The sequence below is a fragment of the Hymenobacter tenuis genome (assembly GCF_054780495.1).
Map to the genome: position 1 here is coordinate 114,060 of NZ_BAAGWF010000001.1, position 15,608 is coordinate 129,667.

Below are 15,608 nucleotides of genomic sequence, written 5' to 3' on the forward strand. Positions count from 1 at the left end.
TTACTAGGTGCCAGGCAGGCCCAAACCTGCTTTAGTTGCACTTGAGCAAAACGCAAAAGCCGCCGCTGTCCGGCAAATTCACGGGCTAGTGAACTTGCCGGACAGCGGCGGCTTGTATGCTTGCTGAACCTAGTAGCGTGGCGCTACACCAGAAGTTTATCGGGCGTTATGGGCAGCTCCCGAATGCGCTGGCCGGTGGCGTTGAAGATGGCGTTGGCAATGGCTGGCGCAACCCCAATAATGGCAATTTCGCCGATGCCCTTGGTGCCCAGCGGATCCACAATCATGTCGGGCTTGTCAACGAAGGCTACCTGAACGGCCGGGGCATCGGCATGGACTGGTACGTGATAATCGGCTAGATCTTTGGTGACGTAGCGGCCAAACCGGTGGTCCATCACGGCGCCCTCAGTCAGGGCCATCCCAATACCACCCACGGCGCCGCCTATCATCTGGCTGCCGGCAGTTTTGTGGTTGATGATAGTGCCCGCATCGGCGCAAGAAACCATGTTGGTTACGCGCACCTCGCCCGTCATGGTATGCACCCGCACCTCGGCAAAGTGCACCGAAAACGAGTACATCGAGTAGTTCTGCCGCTCGTTGCCGGGTTTGGCTTCCGTGGTCACCTCAATGTCCTGCCCGTTGTTCTGCTTGCGCAAATCAGCGAACGAGACGTGGGTACTTGGGGTAGTGCGGAGGCCTAGTTGGCCATTTGCTAAGGTCAGGTCTTCGGGTTTGGCGGCAGCAAAGGCAGCACCGCCCAGTTGCTGCAGCTTTTGCTTAAGCGCCGTACACGCCACCAACACCGCTGAGCCTACCGTGTTCACGGTAGCCGAGCCGCCTTGCGAGGGAGCCGTCGGGAACGTGGAGTTGCCCAGCTCAAACCGGATTTTGTTGGCGGGCATGCCTAGTGCGTCGGCCGCAATTTGTACCATCACGGTGCCGGTGCCGGGGCCTATGTCGGTGGTGGCGCTTTGCAGCACTACCGTGCCATCGGCGAGCAACGCTGCCCGGGCCTTGGCCGCGCCGCGGTTAGCCCCAAAGGTGCCCACACCCATTCCGTAGCCTACCAGCCAGTCGCCGTCGCGCAGGGAGCCGGGCTTCATCTGGCGCTTATTCCAGCCAATGCGCTCGGCTCCCATCTGGTAGCATTCCTTCAGGTACTTCGTCGACCAAGGCTTGTTGTTGTCGGGGTCCACATCGGCATAGTTGCGCAACCGGAACTCAATGGGGTCGAGACTCAGCAGGTGCGCCATTTCGTCCATCGCCGACTCCAAGGCAAAGGCACCCGTCGCTTCGCCGGGGCCCCGCATCCAGATGGGCGTGCTAATGTCAAGCCCCAGAATACGGTAGCGCGTCGAGACGTTGGGGCAGGTGTACATCATGCGCGTCTGCTGCAGCGTCGACTCCGTGAACTCCTCATAGCTCGATGTCTGGCCCACACTTTCGTGCGTGATGCCTACCAGCTTGCCATCTTTAGTGGCGCCCATCCCGATGCGCTGCCAGGTGTAGGGGCGGTAACCCACCATCGTGAACATCTGCTCGCGCGTGAGCACCAGCTTCACGGGTCGGTTCGTTTTCTTGGCGGCAATGATGGCCGCCGTTTCGTGGGGCCAGTTGTGCAGCCCGTTCCCGAAGGCCCCGCCCACAAACGTGGCAATCACCTTTACGTTTTCTTCCGGAATGCCCCAATCTTTGGCAAAAGCGCGCTGCGTGCCTTTCACAGCCTGCACCTTATCGTATACCGTGAGGCGGTCGGGCGCTTCCCAATGCGCAATGATGGATTGCAGCTCCATGGGGTTGTGCATCTCTGAGGTGTGCACATATTCCACGTCCAGCTTCACGGGCGCCGACTCAAAGCCGTTTTTCTGGCCCCGGTCGTAGTCGTTTTGCGATGATTTGGGGTTGCGCTTGGCTTGCGTAGGAAGGAAGCCGCGGGTCTTGTTTGCCTCGAAATTGGTGCGATGCTCCTCGGGCGCGTATTGCGCCTTCACAAGGCGTGCGGCGTAGCGGGCCTGCTCCAGCGTGTTGGCCACTACTATGGCAATAGGTTGGTCGTTGAAGTAGATTTTCTCGTCGAAGAACACCCGTAGGGGCTGCCCAATAGTGGGCGGCTCGTCGGGGTTTGATTTCGCCGCGAAGCCCGGCACTTTCGGCGAGTTCAGGTGCGTAATCACGGCCAGCACGCCGGGTGCTTTTTCAGCGGCTTTGGTATCGATGCTGGTAATCCGGCCTTTGGTAATGGTGCTGCCTACTAGGGCACTGTGCACCAGGCCCGGCAGTTCGTATTCGGCCGAGTATTTGGCGGCGCCCGTCACCTTGAGCCGTCCATCAACGCGGTTCATCCGGTCGCCGACGACTTTATCCTGCAGTTGGTCTTTCATGTGCGGGTTGGGCTAGGCTACGGAGGTAGCGTTTTTCAGGGCCTGGATGATGGCATTGGGGGCCATCTTCAGCTTGTAGGCGTTGTGCTTGAAGGCTTTGGCACCTTGCATGGCTATTTCGGCAGCTTGCCGGAAGCTGGCCTCGGTGGCGGGTTTGCCAATCAGGCTTTTTTCGGCCTCCTGAAAGCGCCAGGGCTTGTGCGCCACGCCGCCCATGGCCAGCCGGGCATCCTTAATGGTATTTCCATCCAGGCTTAAAGCTGCCGCCACCGAAACTAGTGCAAAGGCATAACTGGCCCGCTCGCGCACTTTTAGGTAATGCACGTTTTTAGTGAACGGCCCATCGGGAATTTCTACGGCCGTAATCAGTTCCCCGGGCTCCAGGTTAGTGTCCTTCTGGGGCGTGTCGCCGGGCAGGCGGTGGAACTCCAGGAAGGGAATGCGCCGGTCGCCTTTCGGTCCGCTGACTAGCACGGTCGCATCCAAAGCCACCAGGGCTACGCTCATGTCGGAAGGGTGCACGGCAATGCACTTATCACTGAACCCGAAGATGGCGTGCATGCGGTTGATGCCTTCCAGTGCGCCGCAGCCCGAGCCCGGCTCACGCTTGTTGCAGGGCAAGGCCGTATCGTAGAAGTAGTGGCAGCGGGTGCGTTGCAGCATATTCCCACCTACGGTAGCCATGTTGCGCAATTGGGCCGAGGCGCCGGCATTCAGCGCCTGGGCCAGCAGGGGCTGCCGCTCCAGCACCAGCTTGTCTTCGGCTACGGCACCGTTCAGGGCTAGCGCCCCAATGTGTAGGCGGCCGTTGTCGCGCTCAATTTTAGTAAGTGGCAGCCGATTGATGTCGATGAGCTTGGGAGGCTCCATTACGCCGCGCTTCATCAGGTCCAGCAGGTTGGTGCCGCCGGCAATAAACTGGGCGTTGGGAGTGCGGGCCAGGGCCTCAATGGCAGCTTGCTGCTTGCTGGGCCGTACGTATTGAAATTGGTTCATACCTGCTGGGCTTTACACTTTTTGTCCGCCGTTCTTCACCTCCTGAATGGCCGCCACAATGTTGGGGTAGGCGCCGCAGCGGCAGATATTGCCGCTCATAAACTCCTTAATTTCCCCTTCCGAATCGGCGTGCCCCTCCCGGATGCAGGCTACTGCCGACATGATCTGGCCGGGAGTGCAGTACCCGCACTGGAAGCCATCGTGCTTCAGAAAGGCTTCTTGCATGGGGTGGAGCTTGTCGCCTTCGGCTAGGCCTTCGATGGTCGTAATCTTGCGGCCATCTTGCATCACGGCCAGCGTAAGGCAGGAGTTTACGCGTTGGCCATCTACGTGCACGGTGCAGGCGCCGCATTGGCCGTAGTCGCAACCTTTTTTGGTGCCCGTGAGGTGGAGCTGCTCGCGCAGCAGGTCCAGCAGCGTGGTGCGCGGCTCTACCGAGAGCTTATACTTTTTGCCGTTTATTTCCAGCTTAAGCGGCACCTGCTCAATGGCGGCCGCTACTTTTTCATCGAACTCAGCGGCAGCGGCTTGCACCAACGGGCCAGGAGTAAAGGCCAGTGCCGTAAGAACGGACGATTGTTTTAGAAACGTTCGGCGGGCCTCATTATGAGAGGAGGGCTGGCCGTGGGAAGGTTGATCGGAATGTTCGTCTGCCATGATGGTCAGGAGTATAGGCGCAAGTCAAAAGGAATAGCCAGAGAAGCGGCGTTCTGCTACTGAATATACGCCACAGACGCCAAGCCGGCCAGTAAGTTGTATGCGCGGCTGAAGTCGTGCCACGCTAGCCTAGCGTCGTAGTAGGCTTTGGGGAAGAAACCACCCTAGGCTTGGCATTTTACCAGGTGACACGCCAGCAGCACAACCAAGGCGGCGGAGCCAAAACGCAACAGCATAAAGACCCAGGTAGGCAGCTCAGGCTGTTGAGGGTTTAGGTTCATGTAAGGGCTAGACTAGCGGTTGCAGACAAATAAAGCCCTAAGCAGCGGCTGCCGGCATAGATTGCAGAAGCCAATGGTAGAGCTTTTCCACGTCGGCCTTTTTGAACAGCTCGGTACCTGGGTTCATGGTAGCGGCTGTGCCACAGGCCACGCCCAGGCGCACCGTTTCGCGCACCGAAAGCCCCGTGGAAAGCCCGTATACCAGCCCGGCCACCATGCTGTCGCCGGCGCCTACGGTACTGCGTTTTTTCACGGCTGGGGCCGGAATGTGGTCCACTAAGTCGTGCGTAACCACGCAGGCGCCCTGCGGGCCCAAGGAGGTTACCACGATTTCGCATTGGCCGTTGCGGACCAGGGAGCGGGCCGTTTCGGCCACGGCTTCGTTATCCAGCTCATCTACGCCAGCCATCTTGCTCAGCTCACCCGCGTTGGGTTTGGCTAGGTATACGCCTTCGGCCAGTACCGCGTGTAGGGCGGGGCCCGAGGTATCAATCACTACTTTAATGCCTAATACTTTCGCGGCCCGCACTATCCGAACCAGAAACTCAGGCTCAACGCCGGGCGGCAAGCTGCCACTGATGACCAGAAACTCGGGAATCTCTGTGAGCCCTTGTAGGGCAGCCAGAATATGCTTTTGCTCCTCCGTGTCGAGCAAAGCGCCGGGCATGCCAAAGCGGTATTGCTGGCCCGTAGAAGCATCGACTACGATAAAATTTTCGCGGGTGCGGCTAACGGTCGGGACGGGTAACTGCTCGATGTGTTCCTGGGTCAGGAGCTCCTGCAACAGCATGCCCGAAGGCCCGCCCACCGGAAAAACCGCTATAGAGTCGGCACCGAGCCGCTTCAGCGCCCTCGATACGTTGATGCCGCCACCGCCCGGCTCGAATTTGGGGGTAGCGCACCGCAGTTTTTGGTCAGGCACGATGTGGTCGGCGGTGGTGCTTTTGTCGACGGTAGGGTTCAGGGTAAGTGTAACGATGCGCGACATACAGGCAAAGGTTAGTGAACAGTGGCAGGAGCAGTAGGCGAAGTTGGCTGGAAGTGTTTACTAGGTTATGCCGTCGGGGTTGCCTGGGCGCTTCCCGGAGCTCAGCCGCAGGTACGACCGTAGCGGCTTAGCGGACCAGCTGTACCCGCAGTTCCTGCACGGGCGCGGCGGCAAAACAAGCCGCCAGGCCCGCCGTGGTTAGCGCATCTTTCGGAAGCTCTCGGTAAGGCAAGTCAACGTAAAAGGCCTCGTCGAAGGGGAAAGGCTGCACCTGCACGTGGTGGGTGCTAAGCCAGCGTGCTTGCAATAGGTGCCCCTGCGAAAAATTGAAGTAATCAGAAAACGGAATGCCCTCGCGGTACCACGGGTGCTCGTGGGCTTTGTCAGTGCCCGGCTCGTTTAGGCACAGGTACAACGAGAGTCGGTCGCAGAACTTGAGCAGCTGCAGGTGAAAGTCGAGGTTGGCTTGCTGAGCGGGGGTAGTAAGCCGGAGCTGGTGGCCCAGCTGGTGCTGGCGGGCCTGCTCTTGCTGCATAAACGCGTGGCCCACCTCTGATTTTGCTAGGTCAGGAAAGCCGGTATAGTGCAGGCTGCACAGCAGGCCGGCATACGGCACCATCTGGGCTACCTCCGTAACTCCCTGCTGGTAGTGCCGGACACGGGGCTCAGTGGGGTGAGTGAGAAAGGAATGCGGAGTTTGGGTCTGCTCGTTCCAGGCGGGTGCGTCGTCAAGCGGAATCCAGCCCCGGTCGTGCTGATAGATGGCGAACTCTACCTCTGGGCGATGAGCAGCATCTTCGAAATACGCTGGCTGCCAGTGCGCTGCCAGCACGCCCGCCACGTGCGCATGGTCGTGCTGGGTGATGCAGATGAAGCGGGTAGGCGTTTCACGAACTATCATGGCGACGGGATGTAGCAGCAGATAAGGTACGCAATACTGGCTCTTTTCGGCTAGGAGGGTTGGCCGGAAAGTAAGACCTAGTCAGAGAGCAGGTGCTGCTGGCGGAGCCAATCGAAAATAAGCTGATCCACGGCCGATACCTCAGGCCGGTGGCGGTACGTGAGCCACAGAACTTCCTCAATTTCGGCGGCCGCTTGCAGCTCCCCGGTGTAGCGAGCCATGTAGCACGTCATCTGAACCAGCACCTCCGGGCCGTGGCCGTGCGCTGGCGCCGTGAATGTTCCGGCGTGCACGAGGCTAGCGGGGTCGAGGTCAACGGTCAGTTCTTCCTTGATTTCGCGCACCAGCGTTTGGGTATCGGTCTCGCCGGCTTCGCGCTTGCCGCCCGGAATGTAATATCGGTCTTTGCCGCGGCTGCGCGTGCTTAGCAGGCGGCCATTGGTGAGGTGCAGCCAGGCTATTTTATCAATGAGGGGCATAGGCCAGGTAGTTTGGGTAGGAAGATGGCTAAAAAAAAGCTTGCCGACCTCAGGAGGTCGGCAAGCTAATAAAACAGCAAAAAGGAAACCGCTTAGTTTACTGCGTTGTACGGCACACCCATGTTCTGGAACAGGAACGCCCACTTGTCGGTCTGCTCACTGATAACCTGGGCCGTGGAGCGGCCGGCGCCGTGGCCGGCCTTCGTCTCGATGCGGATAAGCACCGGGGCGCTGCCCTTCTGGCTTTCCTGCAGCTTGGAGGCAAACTTAAAGGAGTGGGCCGGTACTACACGGTCGTCGTGGTCAGCGGTAGTAACCATGGTAGCAGGGTAGGAGGCGGGCTTTAGGGCGTGGTAGGGCGAGTATTTGTAGAGGTACTCAAACATTTCCTTGGAGTCCTGTGCCGTGCCATAGTCATAGGCCCAGCCAGCACCGGCCGTAAACTGGTTGTAACGCAGCATGTCCATTACGCCTACGGCCGGGAAAGCCACCTTAAACAGGTCGGGGCGTTGGGCCATGGTAGCGCCCACCAGCAAACCACCGTTGGAAGCACCCGAAATAGCTAAGTAGTCTTTCGAGGTGTAGTTGTTTTTCATCAAATATTCGGCGGCGGCAATAAAGTCGTCGAACACGTTTTGCTTCTGGAGCTTGGTGCCGGCTAGGTGCCATTTCTCGCCATACTCGCCCCCGCCCCGAATGTTAGGAACGGCATAAATACCGCCATTTTCAAGCAGAATGATGGTACTGGTACCGAAGCTGGGGGTTACGCTGGAATTGAACCCACCGTAGGCATAGAGCAGCGTGGGGTTCTTGCCGTTCATCACCAAGCCTTTTTTGTGGGTGATGATCATCGGAATTTTGGTGCCGTCTTTGGAGGTGTAGAACACCTGCTTCGACTCGAATTTGCTAGGGTCGAACTGCACGCCAGCCTTCTTCCACACCGTGGATTTGCCGGTGGCAATATCGTACTTGAAAATGGTGGGCGGATAGATGTAGGACGTGAAGGTGTAGTACGTTTCCTTCTCGTTCTTCTTGGCGCCGAAGCCGCCGGCCGTACCCACAGAGGGCAACGTGATGGAGCGCTCCTTCTTGCCGCTCATATCATACTGCTCAATGAGGGAGGTAGCGTCTTTCAGGTAATTGGCGAAGATTTTGCCGCCGCCGGTGCTGGCGCGCAGCACGTTTTTGGTTTCCGGAATCAGGTCTTTCCAGTTGGCTGGTTTGGGGTTGGCCGCATCCACGGTTACTACGCGGTTATTGGGCGCGTTCAGGTTGGTTTCAATGTAGAGCTTGCTGCCCACGTTGTCGAGCACGCCTACTTCGTTTTTCTCATTGTCTACTACCTGTACAATGGGGCTGCCCGGCTTGCTCAGGTCCTGAATGTAGAGCTCGTTGCCGGTGGTGGTATTAGCGCCGCTGATAACCAGGAAGCGCTCGTCTTCGGTAAGATAAGCGCCGATGTAGCGGCGCGGGGTTTTCTCGCCCCCAAACACCAGCTGGTCGGTGCTTTGCTTGGTGCCCAGTTTGTGGTAATAGAGCTTATGAATCTGGGTTTTGCCGGCTAGCTGGCTGCCGGTAGTGGGCTTGTCGTAGGAACTGTAGTAGAATCCGTCGTTGCCCTTCCAGGCCAAGCCCGAGAACTTCACGTCCTTGAGCGTATCACCGACAATGCTCTTATCGGCCGTTTTCAGCACAATCACCTTGCGCCAGTCGGAGCCGCCCTCCGAAATCTGGTAAGCGGCTAGGCTGCCATCTTTGGTGAAGTTGATGCCCGCCAGCGAGGTAGTACCGTCTTTGGAAAACTGGTTGGGGTCGAGGAATACTTCGGGTGCGCCCGTGCCTAGCTGCCGGTACAGCACCGACTGGCTTTGCAGGCCCGTGTTTTTTGAGAAGTAGGTGTACTTGCCCTCCTTGAAAGGCGCGCCATATTTCTCGTAGTTCCAGAGTGTTTCGAGGCGCTTGCGGATGGCTTCGCGGTACGGAATCTGGGCCAGATAGCCCTGCGTAACCTTGTTTTCTTCCTGCACCCAGGCTTTGGTGTCCTCGGCCTGGTCGTTTTCCAGCCAGCGGTAGGGGTCGGCCACTTTGGTGCCGAAGTACGTCGTTACCGTGTCTACCTTTTTGGTTTGGGGGTAGGGCATGGTTTTGATAGGCCCCTGGGCCGCCGCCTGGTAGCCAGCCAGCAGGACTGCCAGCGTTGGAAATAGTCTTTTCATTGGGTAGGAATGGAAAGCAAGAGAAGAAAGCATCTGACCAGCGCAGGCTGTCAGATGCAAGATAAGAAGCGGCGCCGAGCTCTGGCTATGCTCTGGTAAGTACCTAAGAAAACAGGGCGCGCAGGGTTGTGAGCCAATTACTACCTGGCTATAACACCTGAACCGTAGTAGCCAAATGAGCCCCGGCGTGCGTACTGAATCCACTTAGCGTCAGCAAAATGCCTTTTTTACCTTCTCCTTGCTTATGCCTGCTTACTATATCGGTTGTTCCGGCTTTTCCTACCGCGACTGGAAAGGTGTCTTCTATCCGCCGGAGCTGCCGCCGCGTAAGTGGTTTGCGTACTACTGCACCCAGTTCAACACGCTGGAGCTGAACGTAACTTTCTACCGCATGCCCGAGCTGAAGGCCTTCGAGCAGTGGTACGACCAAAGCCCGCCCGATTTTCGGTTTGCTGTGAAAGCCCCGCGGCAGGTGACGCACTACAAGAAGTTTGGCCCTGAAGCCCTGCCCATTCTCGCCGATTTTTACGCCACCGTTCGGGAAGGCCTCAAGGAAAAGCTCGGGCCCATTCTGTTTCAGCTACCCCCTAAATCGGCGTACACCGAAGAATACCTGGACCGGATTCTGGAGGCCATGGATCCGGATTTCCTGAATGTACTGGAGTTGCGGCACCCGAGCTGGTGGGATGGAGAAGTGTTCCGGCGGTTGGCGCGCCACGGCGTCAGTTTCGTGGGCCAGAGCCACCCGTTGCCGCTCCCCGATGAGGTAGTGGCCAATACGCCCACCGTGTACTACCGTTTTCACGGCGTGCCGGAGCTGTACAAGTCGCCGTACAGCCCGGTATTTCTGCAGCGCATTGCCACTGAAATAGAAACGGCTGAGCAGGTGCAGGAAGCCTACGTGTATTTCAACAATGGCGTGGGCGGCGTGGGCGCCCTGAATGCGCTGGAGTTTCAGCAACTTGTAACAGCTGAGCAGCACTAGCCTCGTGTTGTAACCAAACCGGCCTCCGCTAGCTCATTGCTGGCGGAGGCCGGTTTGGCATACACTGAATTGCAGCAAGGGTGCTTAGTCCTCGTTATTCTGGTTGTTGGAGCGCCGACCGCCTTTGTCAGTAGGGCCCGTCATGCCGGTTCCGCTGTCCATGTTGCCGGCTATCTTCTGCTTGAAATCTTCGGGCCGGTTGCCCGTGGCTACGTGCGGTTGGCTTGCCTGCCCTGATAGGCCGCTGCGCACGGACCGATCCTGATCGGTAGAGCCACTGTGCTGTGCCTGCTCCGATGATTGGTTGCTGATTTTATCGTTCGTGTTAGGTCCGGCCTTGGGGTCGCCCTGACTGCGTTTTCCAGATTGCTTTGACATAGCGGTAGTAGGTTAACGTGACGAAAAGAGCTGATACGCAGCAGTTCTAATGGCTGAGTTTCGCCAGTGCTGCCTCCCCAAATCTTACGCGGCCGGGCTGGTGCAGTTGCATGCGTGGTAGCAAAAAACCTTGTCATAACGCGCGTTACATCTGCTGAAGGTCAGGGGTTTACTGGATTGCTGCGCCAGCGTGCAGTAGTACCAGGGTGCTAGCTCGACATAACCTTCAAAGCCTACCGCAACGTACCTCCTGGCATACCCTCGTTTCGTTGCTGACTATGCGCAAAAGGCTATTCGCTGCTGGGTTTATTTGCTTGTTGTTGCTGCTGCTGGGCCCGGGCGCGTGGGCCTGCCGCGTATGCCGGCCCAAAGTGCAGGCCCAGATTCATACCGCAGAGTACTCCGCTACTCTGGTGGTTTTGCTTTTGCCTGTTGGGATACTGCTGGTTCTGGGCCTAGGTCTGTTTTACGCGCCAACCCTTCAGAAACACTTCACAGCCCCTTCTGCTCATGACTGAACCGCTTTACCGTACCCCGCTGATTGCCGCCGGCTTGCTGATGGGAGCAGGGCTAGGAGGCTTTGTGGATGGCATTGTGCTGCACCAGATTCTGCAGTGGCACAACATGCTCTCCAATCAGCTGCCGCCCGACAACTTGGTCGCGGCCAAAGTCAATATGTATTGGGATGGGGTTTTCCATGCAGCGGTGTGGGTAATGACGGCCATTGGGCTGCGCCTGCTTTGGGCCGCTGGTAGCCGGCCCGATGTACCATGGTCGGGCCGGACATTTGGCGGGGCGCTGGTACTGGGCTGGGGCTTGTTCAACGTGCTGGAAGGCCTCATTGATCATCAGTTGCTAGGCCTCCACCACGTAGTTGAGTACACGGAGAACAAGCTGCCCGCCGACCTGGCGTTTCTGGGGTTTGGGGCTGCGCAGGTGCTAGGTGGGCTGGGGCTTATCCGGGCGGGGCGCCACGATGCTACCCCAGCGCATTTCGTACGGTAACCCGTTTTCTGTACTGCATGGCTGCTCCCACCTATCATATTGGCTGCTCGGGCTTTCATTACAAGCACTGGAAAGGCACCTTCTACCCCGAAAAACTACCGCAGCGCCGCTGGTTTGAGTTTTACGGCCAGCATTTCCGGACCCTGGAGCTGAACGTGACGTTTTACCGCTTCCCGCAGCTGTCCTCGCTGGAAAACTGGTACCAGCAAAGCTCGCCCGATTTTCGGTTCTCGGTAAAAGCACCCCGCCTCATTACGCACTACAAGCAGTTCCACGCCACCGAGCAGCTGCTCGCCGATTTCTACGGCATTGTGCAGGAAGGGCTGCGCGAAAAACTGGGGCCAGTGCTGTTTCAGCTGCCACCGCGCCTGAGCTACTCCGAGGAGCGCCTGCACCGCATCCTGGAAAGCCTGGACCCCGCTTTTCAAAACGTGGTAGAGTTCCGGCACCCCAGCTGGTGGATGGGCCACGTGTACCAGGAGCTCGCTCAGCTGAACATTGCCTTCGTGGGTCAAAGTCACCCGCACCTCCCCGATGAGGTAGTAACCACTACTGGGCTGGTGTACTACCGCTTTCACGGCGTGCCGGAGCTATATAAGTCGCCGTATAGCCCGGCGTTTCTGCAGCGCGTAGCCACCGAAATAGAGGCCGCCCCGGGCGTACAGGAAGCCTACCTGTACTTCAACAACGACATCGATGCCTCCGCTATCAACGATGCCAAGTACCTGCTAGCCTTGGTTGGAGCGCAAACCGAGGCTAGTGGTAGCGGCGCTGCCAGATTTTAAACCAGCTTTTGTTGGCCGGGTAGCTGCGGTGCGAGGTAGCGTTGTTGAAAATGAGGGCCACCAAAAACAGAATAATCACGCCGCTCAACACGGGGCTTACTACATACCAGTACCCTAGCGCTTTCAGCTTCTCAGACCCGATAACGGCCATGAGGGCCGTAGCGCCGCCGGGCGGGTGTAGCGTGCGCGTTACCTGCATCAAAACAATGGATACGGACACGGCCAGCGCCGCCGCTAGCCACAAGGGGTGGGGGAGCTGCTGCTGCACCGTAACGCCTACCAATGCACACAGCACGTGGCCACCTATCAGGTTGCGCGGCTGGGCTAGTGGGCTATTGATGATGCCATAAATCAGGACGGAAGAAGCGCCGAAGGAGGCAATCAGGAATAGGTTGTCGGTGGGGGAGAGGAAGGTGCTGTTAAGCCAACCCAGCAAGCCAATACCCACAAACGAGCCCAGAAACGTCCAGAGGTGCTCTCGAAAATCGAACAGTGTTTCCTGGTAGAAAATATAGCGCGCCCGGCGCATGCGGTGTCGTAGTTTCTCTCTCATCTGCAACTCCCCCAATGCAGCTGGGCCCACCGTTCCATGGATGTTGTTGGGGTTACCAGCCGCTGGGGCCCTAGTACGCCCCAAAAGTAAGCACCCCATCGGTTAGGTAAGCACGCGGCACTACCTGCCAACAGACTGGAGGCTTGCATTTTGAAGGTAAATACTTTATCTTCAGTAAGATCCTCTACACATTACTGCCATGGAAACGAGACCAAGAAGATACATGGGCCTGGGCTACCGGCTAACGCACATGCCCTGGTGGGCCTACGCCCTCATGATTCCAGCCGTTTATCTGTTTGGTTGGCTGCTGCGCCTGATCGGCATTATTCCCGGCCACTAGCTCACCTTCCTTTCCAACGCCAGCAGCCCGGAACTACCCTCTATGCAGGAGGTAGTTCCGGGCTGCTGGCGTTGCTCTGAATGGATTTCTCGGACCTTACATCACGGGTGGCATTAGGCCCGGGGCAGAAATGGGTGCCAAGCGCTGCAGAAGCGTATAGATCAGGTGGTAGATTTCCTGCAGCTGATCGGGTTCGGTAAGGGCCTGTTCCAGATTGTAGGTTAGCAGCACCTCAGCATTGGGCTCGTGGGTAGCCGGCGAGAGCGTCAGGCGCATTTCGGGGTACTTCAGCAGTGTGGCCCTGATGTTGGGGTCAGCAAGCAGGGCTTGCAGGGCGGCGGCATCATTGGTAGTAATAATAAAAGCCGCATCCACTTCCGGGTCGCCCAGTTCCACGTCGGTCAGGCCCAGTACCTTGCCAATTTCATGCACCCAATCCTGTTTGTGCAGGGCAAAGTGAAAGGAGGGCCGACCAGGCAGTACCGCCGAAAAGGTGGTGAACTCATAGCCGCCCTCAAAGCCCCCGCCTAGGTCGATATCTAGCTCAAACCAGATGTGGTAGCCTCCCTGATGTAAGTCGGCGCTGTAATCAAGCAGGTTCTCCTGCTGCGCCATATCAGCAGTAATCTGTTGCCACAGGGCTGCTTCCGTATCGGCTGTAAAGGTGCGTATGATGGTCATAGGGGCAGAAAAGTAAGGGAGTAGTACTATCCTGAAATACCTATCTAACCCTGATAAGGTTATGCCGCACCTTTCCTTTTCCTACGTCATGGTAAGGGCGTTCTTGCGTAAATGGAATTGGTTGTACATTATACATAAGCGTATAATAAATGGTAACTAAACAATAAAAAAGATTAAAATTATCTGAAATAATGATTGCGTTACACAAGGTTTATGTCTATACTTGAATAGAAGTTGATTTTGTGCTGCGGACCAGTGCTTTATAGGCGCTGGAAATGCCCTACCCATACGCCCTGCCTCTTAGCAACAGGCAGAAGGGGTTGAGGCCAGACCTAAGGCTAGTGAATTCTTACTCCATAATCCTCCCGGGTAATAGCCGGCTGTAGTAATTCAGGGTAGTAACGCCCTTCGGTTTAAGCGCATGAGTGCCCTAGTACGCGGCAGCTGTTGCCTGAGCCCCAGTATCCCCACACTATCTTTCTTTTCGGCCTGATATGCTCGTATCAGTGCATTTGCGGTAAAGGCGGCTTTGTAGCTGCTCTGTACTGCCCGTCATAGCTGCGTCGCGTCGGGGCCCCGACGGATGCAGGCTGTGGCACCTACAGGAGCCGTTTGGTTGGCGCGCAGCCACACGGTCTTCCGGTTCAGGGCACGGCACTGCCTAGGAGTGACCAGAAGCCCTGTCTTCCCTTTATCTGCTGAGCCTGTTGGAGCGGCGCTTGTCCTGGTAGCAGGCCAATCGGTCCCTTGTGTGCCCACGCGCCGCTAGTCTGCCCGCCTGATGCCTCTTCTGCCCCGCTACTTCCCCAAGTGGTTACCATGAAGCCTTGCGTGAAAACGCTTCGCTGGTAGCACGTGCTTTATGCTTCCTGAAAAACAAACTTTAGTGTACCACACACCTTCCCCTCAACCGTTATGAAAACCCTCACCACCTCTCTACTTACACGCTGGCTCAAGCTGCTGCCAGCTGCTTTACTTTCGGCATCCATAGTGTTTACAAGCTGCGACAAGGCCGATGTAGAACCCCAGAAGGACAACGTTAGTGTAACATCCAGCGACAATACCATTGTTAAACAAGCGTCTATACCCACAATTAAATGCCTGAGCAGCACCGACCATTCCATTACCATTGAGGTGAAAGCTGGCGCTTCAGGCGCCCCGAAAGGTTTTACCATACAGTGGAAAAAAGACGGTGAAGACTGGAGCAAGTGCCAGACCAAGAACTATGATATCTGTCTTAAGCCCTATGAGTGCAAGATAATCTGCATTGAAAACCTAGACTGCGGCAAGTGCTACGTATTCCGTGCCTCCACCAATGCCTATACACTAGATGGTTGCTACTATGCTTGCAGCCCCTACAGCTGCGAGATTAAATGCTCCACCAAGCCTTGCCCTCCCAAAGACTTGGGTTGCACCCATACGCAAGGTTACTGGAAAACCCACGGCCCAACTCCAACGGGTAATAACACCAACCAGTGGCATACAGCTGGGTTTAAGCTTGGAACCACATACTACACAGCTGCGCAACTACAGACAATTTTAAACACTCCGGTTAAAGGAAATGGCTTGATTTCGCTCGCGCACCAGCTGATTGCTGCCAAGCTCAACATTATTAATGGTGCATATGCAGGTCCTATCAGCACGGTCATCGCTCAGGCTGATGCATTGATTAACGGCCAATCTATTCTTACTGGTTATCTGTCGCCTAGCAGCACCAGTGCACTTACCGATGCCTTGGCCAAGTATAACGAAGGTCAAAGCGGGGTTCCCAGCTGCGACTAGTAATGAGTAAATTAGGGTGAACTATTGTTCGTGATAAGAAAGGGCAGCCATTAGGCTGCCCTTTCGTGCGTCGTTAGCTCTCTTCTGCGTACTGCTTGCATTTGCTGCGGGCTGCTTCTGGTTTCAAACAAACCAGCCTCTATAGTGGTCCGTAGGTGGTAGGCAGCGCCCGAAGCATTCTGGTAGCTACATTGCTTACA

15 protein-coding genes are annotated in these 15,608 nt (G+C 57.0%); 5 read left to right on the forward strand and 10 right to left on the reverse strand.

The annotated features are described in order from the left end of the window. Positions 1–143: 143 nt before the first annotated feature. The 7 genes from ACYVGU_RS00535 to ACYVGU_RS00565 form a co-directional block, all read right to left on the reverse strand. Positions 144–2,381: a xanthine dehydrogenase family protein molybdopterin-binding subunit gene (locus ACYVGU_RS00535; RefSeq protein ID WP_460620466.1), complete on the reverse strand. Its 2,238-nt coding sequence runs from the start codon at positions 2,379–2,381 to the stop codon at positions 144–146. Between the two features lie 12 nt (positions 2,382–2,393). Beyond that, the gene (locus ACYVGU_RS00540) at positions 2,394–3,377 is read right to left on the reverse strand and encodes an FAD binding domain-containing protein (protein ID WP_460620467.1); all 984 of its coding nucleotides are present in this window, start codon (positions 3,375–3,377) and stop codon (positions 2,394–2,396) included. 12 nt (positions 3,378–3,389) lie between these two features. Next, the gene (locus tag ACYVGU_RS00545) at positions 3,390–4,034 is read right to left on the reverse strand and encodes a (2Fe-2S)-binding protein (protein WP_460620468.1); all 645 of its coding nucleotides are present in this window, start codon (positions 4,032–4,034) and stop codon (positions 3,390–3,392) included. 318 nt (positions 4,035–4,352) lie between these two features. Next, positions 4,353–5,303: a 1-phosphofructokinase family hexose kinase gene (locus ACYVGU_RS00550; RefSeq protein ID WP_460613013.1), complete on the reverse strand. Its 951-nt coding sequence runs from the start codon at positions 5,301–5,303 to the stop codon at positions 4,353–4,355. 127 nt (positions 5,304–5,430) lie between these two features. Then, positions 5,431–6,204, reverse strand: a complete 774-nt coding sequence (locus tag ACYVGU_RS00555) for a DUF3891 family protein (protein WP_460620469.1) — start codon at positions 6,202–6,204, stop codon at positions 5,431–5,433. Positions 6,205–6,281: 77 nt separating this feature from the next. Continuing rightward, positions 6,282–6,683 carry an NUDIX hydrolase gene (locus tag ACYVGU_RS00560; RefSeq protein WP_460613011.1) on the reverse strand — a complete coding sequence of 134 codons (402 nt, stop codon included), beginning with the start codon at positions 6,681–6,683 and terminating at the stop codon, positions 6,282–6,284. A 92-nt stretch (positions 6,684–6,775) separates the two neighbouring features. Beyond that, on the reverse strand, positions 6,776–8,899 hold the full coding sequence (locus tag ACYVGU_RS00565; protein WP_460613010.1) for a prolyl oligopeptidase family serine peptidase: 2,124 nt from the start codon (positions 8,897–8,899) through the stop codon (positions 6,776–6,778). Positions 8,900–9,143: 244 nt separating this feature from the next. On the opposite strand from ACYVGU_RS00565, the gene ACYVGU_RS00570 reads away from it, so the two are divergent. Further along, positions 9,144–9,884, forward strand: coding sequence for a DUF72 domain-containing protein (locus ACYVGU_RS00570; protein WP_460620470.1), 741 nt, complete (start codon positions 9,144–9,146; stop codon positions 9,882–9,884). Between the two features lie 84 nt (positions 9,885–9,968). Here the strand turns inward: ACYVGU_RS00570 and ACYVGU_RS00575 are convergent, their stop codons facing one another. Next, positions 9,969–10,262, reverse strand: a complete 294-nt coding sequence (locus tag ACYVGU_RS00575; protein ID WP_460613008.1) for a hypothetical protein — start codon at positions 10,260–10,262, stop codon at positions 9,969–9,971. 510 nt (positions 10,263–10,772) lie between these two features. Between ACYVGU_RS00575 and ACYVGU_RS00580 the strand changes: the two genes are divergently transcribed. Both ACYVGU_RS00580 and ACYVGU_RS00585 read left to right on the forward strand, forming a co-directional pair. Continuing rightward, a complete protein-coding gene (locus ACYVGU_RS00580) occupies positions 10,773–11,267 on the forward strand; it encodes a DUF2243 domain-containing protein (RefSeq protein WP_460620471.1) in 495 nt (164 codons plus the stop codon). Between the two features lie 17 nt (positions 11,268–11,284). Next, positions 11,285–12,052 (forward strand): DUF72 domain-containing protein, encoded by a 768-nt coding sequence (locus ACYVGU_RS00585; RefSeq protein ID WP_460620472.1) that lies wholly within the window; start codon positions 11,285–11,287, stop codon positions 12,050–12,052. Here ACYVGU_RS00585 and ACYVGU_RS00590 read toward each other — a convergent pair. Continuing rightward, positions 12,024–12,605: an HPP family protein gene (locus ACYVGU_RS00590; protein WP_460620473.1), complete on the reverse strand. Its 582-nt coding sequence runs from the start codon at positions 12,603–12,605 to the stop codon at positions 12,024–12,026. The genes ACYVGU_RS00585 and ACYVGU_RS00590 overlap by 29 nt on opposite strands. A 199-nt stretch (positions 12,606–12,804) precedes the next feature. Here ACYVGU_RS00590 and ACYVGU_RS00595 point away from each other — a divergent pair, with 199 nt between their 5' ends. Continuing rightward, entirely contained in the window at positions 12,805–12,945 is a 141-nt protein-coding gene (locus tag ACYVGU_RS00595) for a hypothetical protein (protein ID WP_460613004.1), read from the forward strand. 96 nt (positions 12,946–13,041) lie between these two features. Here ACYVGU_RS00595 and ACYVGU_RS00600 read toward each other — a convergent pair whose 3' ends face one another. Then, positions 13,042–13,626 carry a hypothetical protein gene (locus tag ACYVGU_RS00600; protein ID WP_460620474.1) on the reverse strand — a complete coding sequence of 195 codons (585 nt, stop codon included), beginning with the start codon at positions 13,624–13,626 and terminating at the stop codon, positions 13,042–13,044. Positions 13,627–14,541: 915 nt separating this feature from the next. On the opposite strand from ACYVGU_RS00600, the gene ACYVGU_RS00605 reads away from it, so the two are divergent. Beyond that, a complete protein-coding gene (locus ACYVGU_RS00605; protein ID WP_460620475.1) occupies positions 14,542–15,408 on the forward strand; it encodes a hypothetical protein in 867 nt (288 codons plus the stop codon). The last annotated feature ends 200 nt before the right edge of the window (positions 15,409–15,608 follow it).

Bases quoted from the DNA above. Each gene is read 5' to 3' on its own strand.
- ACYVGU_RS00535 (WP_460620466.1), bottom strand. From the start codon at position 2,381: ATGAAAGACCAACTGCAGGATAAAGTCGTCGGCGACCGGATGAACCGC.
- ACYVGU_RS00540 (WP_460620467.1), bottom strand. From the start codon at position 3,377: ATGAACCAATTTCAATACGTACGGCCCAGCAAGCAGCAAGCTGCCATT.
- ACYVGU_RS00545 (WP_460620468.1), bottom strand. From the start codon at position 4,034: ATGGCAGACGAACATTCCGATCAACCTTCCCACGGCCAGCCCTCCTCT.
- ACYVGU_RS00550 (WP_460613013.1), bottom strand. From the start codon at position 5,303: ATGTCGCGCATCGTTACACTTACCCTGAACCCTACCGTCGACAAAAGC.
- ACYVGU_RS00555 (WP_460620469.1), bottom strand. From the start codon at position 6,204: ATGATAGTTCGTGAAACGCCTACCCGCTTCATCTGCATCACCCAGCAC.
- ACYVGU_RS00560 (WP_460613011.1), bottom strand. From the start codon at position 6,683: ATGCCCCTCATTGATAAAATAGCCTGGCTGCACCTCACCAATGGCCGC.
- ACYVGU_RS00565 (WP_460613010.1), bottom strand. From the start codon at position 8,899: ATGAAAAGACTATTTCCAACGCTGGCAGTCCTGCTGGCTGGCTACCAG.
- ACYVGU_RS00570 (WP_460620470.1), top strand. From the start codon at position 9,144: ATGCCTGCTTACTATATCGGTTGTTCCGGCTTTTCCTACCGCGACTGG.
- ACYVGU_RS00575 (WP_460613008.1), bottom strand. From the start codon at position 10,262: ATGTCAAAGCAATCTGGAAAACGCAGTCAGGGCGACCCCAAGGCCGGA.
- ACYVGU_RS00580 (WP_460620471.1), top strand. From the start codon at position 10,773: ATGACTGAACCGCTTTACCGTACCCCGCTGATTGCCGCCGGCTTGCTG.
- ACYVGU_RS00585 (WP_460620472.1), top strand. From the start codon at position 11,285: ATGGCTGCTCCCACCTATCATATTGGCTGCTCGGGCTTTCATTACAAG.
- ACYVGU_RS00590 (WP_460620473.1), bottom strand. From the start codon at position 12,605: ATGAGAGAGAAACTACGACACCGCATGCGCCGGGCGCGCTATATTTTC.
- ACYVGU_RS00595 (WP_460613004.1), top strand. From the start codon at position 12,805: ATGGAAACGAGACCAAGAAGATACATGGGCCTGGGCTACCGGCTAACG.
- ACYVGU_RS00600 (WP_460620474.1), bottom strand. From the start codon at position 13,626: ATGACCATCATACGCACCTTTACAGCCGATACGGAAGCAGCCCTGTGG.
- ACYVGU_RS00605 (WP_460620475.1), top strand. From the start codon at position 14,542: ATGAAAACCCTCACCACCTCTCTACTTACACGCTGGCTCAAGCTGCTG.